The organism is Streptomyces sp. AcH 505 (assembly GCF_000818175.1).
Taxonomy (GTDB): domain Bacteria; phylum Actinomycetota; class Actinomycetes; order Streptomycetales; family Streptomycetaceae; genus Streptomyces.
On record NZ_JTIY01000001.1, the window covers coordinates 1,995,857 to 2,000,128 of the forward strand.

Annotated in this window: 2 protein-coding genes and 1 pseudogene; 2 read left to right on the forward strand and 1 reads right to left on the reverse strand. The window is 73.9% G+C overall.

Going from position 1 to position 4,272, the window contains the following annotated elements; translation table 11 throughout:
• Window positions 1–786, reverse strand: a pseudogene (locus HY68_RS09230) (asparagine synthase); the annotation flags it as partial.
• A gap of 575 nt (window positions 787–1,361) precedes the next feature.
• On the opposite strand from HY68_RS09230, the gene HY68_RS09235 reads away from it, so the two are divergent.
• Both HY68_RS09235 and lhgO read left to right on the forward strand, forming a co-directional pair.
• The gene (locus HY68_RS09235; RefSeq protein ID WP_041986792.1) at window positions 1,362–2,825 is read left to right on the forward strand and encodes a hypothetical protein; all 1,464 of its coding nucleotides are present in this window, start codon (window positions 1,362–1,364) and stop codon (window positions 2,823–2,825) included.
• 164 nt (window positions 2,826–2,989) lie between these two features.
• Window positions 2,990–4,213, forward strand: coding sequence for an L-2-hydroxyglutarate oxidase (lhgO, locus tag HY68_RS09240; RefSeq protein ID WP_041986795.1), 1,224 nt, complete (start codon window positions 2,990–2,992; stop codon window positions 4,211–4,213).
• Window positions 4,214–4,272: the final 59 nt, after the last annotated feature.

A 4,272-nucleotide genomic window follows, 5' to 3' on the forward strand; every position in this document is an offset into this window, starting at 1 on the left:
TGCGGCGCGCCGGTCGGCGGGGCCCATGCCGGGGACGGGCCCCGGGTCGGGGGCCACGGTCTCGGGCGCGTGCCGCGGGGCGGTCAGCCGGGCGCGTACGGCTTCGACGAGGGCGTCCCGTACGCCTTCGACGGCGCGGTCCGGGTCGCGCTGGGCCGCAGCGACGGCGAGCGAGGCGACCGGTTCGTAGCCGGTGATCTCGCGCGAGCCCTCGCGCAGGATCAGCGCGTGCCCCGGCGGGATGCGCTTGACGCCGTCGTAGGGGGTGGAGTCGCGCAGCGCCTCCGGGGTTTCGGGGCAGGCGAGGAGCGCGGCCAGGTGTCCGATGTCGAGTTGGGCCTCGATGAGGTCGGCGAGCGGCAGGGCGGCGGTGGCGTACGCGGTGCCGCCCGCCCATGGCGTGTAGAAGACGGGTCTCGCGCCCGCCAGGTCGCCGGCCACCGTTATCCGCCGGCCGATCTGGGCCACGGCCGTGTAACTGCCCGTCCAGGCCGTCAGATGGCGCAGGGCGCCGCCGCGCGCGGCGAAGAGCCCGAGACGCAGTTGCTCGTCCGTCGCGCCGCAGCAGCCCAGTACGGCAAGCCGGTTGAAGGCGTCGATGGACACGACGCGCACCTCGTCGGGCCGCCAGTCGCCGACGGCCCACAGCGGATCCGGGTCGCCCCACAGGAGTTGGGAGCCCACCGGGTGCACGGAACCCCCGTCGGACCCCTCGCCGACCGGCCCCACGGCACCCGCCGTGCCGAAGTGCGCGGCGATACTGCTCCACCCCACCAACCAGCGCATCGCCGCCTCCACAGCCTGTGGACAAAGTCGGGCGCGACCGAGGTACATGCCCGTTCGGGACCATGCTGCCACGACAAGTGGGCACAGGAGGGGCTACGGGGCGCGCGTACGGGAAAGTGAATGCGCCCCTGGCATGAGCCATTTGGCGAAGATTCGGCTGTCGGCGGACAGACAGCATTCAGCCAATCTCCGAACTCGGCACGGCGTCGATACACCGGCAAACGCTCGGTCCGGGAGGCGCGCCGCGCCTCCCGGACCGATCCACCGCCCGCGGGGATTGGGGCGGCGGTATCCCCCAGCCCACTGGTTCCAGTACGCAGTGGGCCGACCCACGCAGGTCTCATGGAAGCGCCACCGCTCCCTTCGGGCCAAGGCGCACGGCCGGGCGCACGGCCACACACCCGGAGCACGGTGCGCCGCCCCGCGATCTCCGCACGTACTCCCGTACGGACAACAATCCCGCCATCCGGAAGTCCGCCCCTTAACGGTCGGGATGTGGCGAACTACGCTGGGTTTACGAATGCCGCGCGCCTATGCCGCGACGCGGCGGCCGTCTGTGTGTCGAGGGGTGACGCATGTCCAGAGAGCTACGCGGGCCGAACGAAAAACTCGGCACCGTTCTCGCCCTCGCGGGAATCAGCAACGCCGGGCTCGCCCGGCGTGTCAACGACCTCGGAGCGCAGCGCGGTCTGACTCTTCGCTACGACAAGACCTCGGTGGCGCGCTGGGTGTCGAAGGGGATGGTCCCGCAGGGTGCGGCGCCCCATCTCATCGCCGCCGCCATCGGCGCCAAGCTCGGCAGGCCCGTACCGCTGCACGAGATAGGGCTGGCCGACGCGGATCCCGCGCCCGAGGTCGGTCTGGCCTTCCCCCGTGACGTGGGTGAGGCGGTCCGCTCGGCGACGGAGCTCTACCGGCTCGATCTCGCGGGCCGCAGGGCCGGCGGGGGCGGCATCTGGCAGTCGCTGGCCGGATCTTTCGCAGTGAGCGCTTACGCGACGCCCGCTTCACGGTGGCTGATAACACCCGCCGATTCCTCCGTCGCGCGTGACGCGGCGGTGGCGGAGGCGGCGCAGGGAGCGCACGGACAGGGCGGCGAGGCCTCGGGAGAGGTGTCGCCGCTGCGTGTCGGCCACAGCGACGTGGCGAAGCTGCGGGAGGCGGCGGCCGACGCGCGGCGCTGGGACTCCAAGTACGGCGGCGGCGACTGGCGTTCGTCGATGGTGCCCGAATGCCTGCGGGTGGACGCGGCTCCACTGCTGCTCGGGGCCTACAGCGACGAGGTGGGCCGGGGGCTGTTCGGTGCCACGGCCGAACTGACCAGGCTGGCCGGGTGGATGGCCTTCGACACCGGTCAACAGGAGGCGGCGCAGCGGTACTACATCCAGGCGCTGCGCCTGGCGCGCGCCGCAGCCGACGTACCGCTCGGCGGCTACGTCCTGGCGTCGATGTCGCTCCAGGCGACGTACCGGGGCTTCGCCGACGAGGGCGTCGACCTGGCCCAGGCGGCGCTGGAGCGCAACCGCGGTCTCGCCACGGCCCGCACGATGAGCTTCTTCCGGCTGGTGGAGGCACGGGCACACGCGAAGGCGGGCGACGCCGTCGCCGCCGGTGCCGCCCTGAAGGCCGCTGAGGGGTGGCTGGAGCGCTCGCGGCCCGGCGACGCGGACCCGAACTGGCTGGGCTTCTACTCGTACGACAGGTTCGCGGCGGACGCCGCCGAGTGCTACCGCGATCTGAAGGCGCCACGCCAGGTGCGGCGGTTCACCGAACAGGCGCTGTCCCGGCCGACGGAGGAGTTCGTACGGTCGCACGGCTTACGCCTGGTGGTGAGCGCGGTCGCCGAGCTGGAGTCCGGCAATCTGGACGCGGCGTGCGCGGCCGGCACCCGCGCCGTCGAGGTGGCGGGGCGCATCTCGTCGGCCCGCACCACCGAGTACGTACGCGACCTGCTGCACCGCCTCGAACCGTACGGCGACGAGCCGCGCGTCGCCGAGCTGCGCGAGCGGGCGAGGCCGCTGCTGGTGGCACCCGCGTAGCGGGTGCCGGTGGTCCGTGATTGCGGCCCCTGACGGCGGGGCACCCGATGGGGGCGCCGGTCGGAGCCGTCGGGCGCCGGTGTGCGTGGACCCGCCGTAACCACCGCCCGGTGCCGCGCGCTGTCAGTGGTCCGGTGCACTATCGGGGTGGGAGGTGGTGCGCCATGAGCGGGCGAGGACCTGCGGAGTTCGACTGCGACGTGCTGGTCGTCGGCGGCGGCATCGTCGGCCTGTCCACGGCGTACGCGCTCACCCGCGCGGCGCCGGACACCCGCGTCGTGGTGCTGGAGAAGGAGCGCGGCCCGGCGCGCCATCAGACGGGCCACAACAGCGGCGTGATCCACAGCGGGATCTACTACGCCCCCGGCTCGCTGAAGGCGCGGTACGCGGTCAGCGGCTCGGCCGAGATGGTCGCGTTCTGCGCCGAGCACGGCATCGCCCACGAGGTCACCGGCAAGCTGATCGTCGCGACGCGCCGCGACGAGCTGCCGAGGCTGCACGCGCTGGCCCAGCGCGGCAGGGAGAACGGCATTCCGGTGCGCGAGCTGGGCCGCACCCAGATCGGGGCGTTCGAGCCGCGGGTACGGGGCGTCGCGGCGATCCACGTCGGCTCGACGGGCGTGTGCGACTTCGTCGCCGTGGCCGCGCGGCTGGCCCAGGAGGCGGCGGCTGCGGGCGCCTCCGTGCGGTACGGCGCCGATGTGACGGCCGTCGACCGGCGCCCCTGGGGCGTCGCCGTCCGTACGGCGGCGGGCGAGGTCGTCAGGGCCCGCGCGCTGGTGAACTGCGCGGGGCTGCAGAGCGACCGGCTGGCGCGGCTCGCGGGCGACGACCCGGAGATGCGGATCGTCCCATTCCGCGGGGAGTACTACGAGCTGGCCCGCCCCGAACTGGTCCGCGGGCTGGTCTATCCCGTGCCCGACCCGGCGTTCCCCTTCCTGGGGGTCCATCTGACGCGCGGTGTCGACGGCGGGGTGCACGTCGGGCCGAACGCGGTCCTGGCGCTGGCCCGTGAGGGCTACGGCTGGTCGGTGCTGCGCCCCGGCGAGCTGGCGGACACCCTGAGCTGGCCCGGCTCGTGGCGTACGGCACGGAGGCACTGGCGGTACGGCGCGGGCGAGCTGCACAGGTCGCTCTCGAAGCGCGCCTTCGCGACGGCGGTGCGGCGGCTGCTGCCCGCCGTACGGGACGCCGACCTGCTGCCGTCCCCGGCCGGGGTGCGCGCCCAGGCGGTCCTGCGGGACGGCACGCTGGCCGACGACTTTCTGATCCGCGAGGCACCACGCACGGTCCACGTACTGAACGCTCCGTCCCCGGCCGCCACGGCGTCACTCCCGATCGGCCGCGAGGTGGCACGCCGAGCGCTGGCAGCGCTGGCGGACGCCTGACGGCTCGGGGCTGCGGGCCTGGGTTGCGGCCGTCGCCGGGAGCGGTGTCGCCGTCCGGC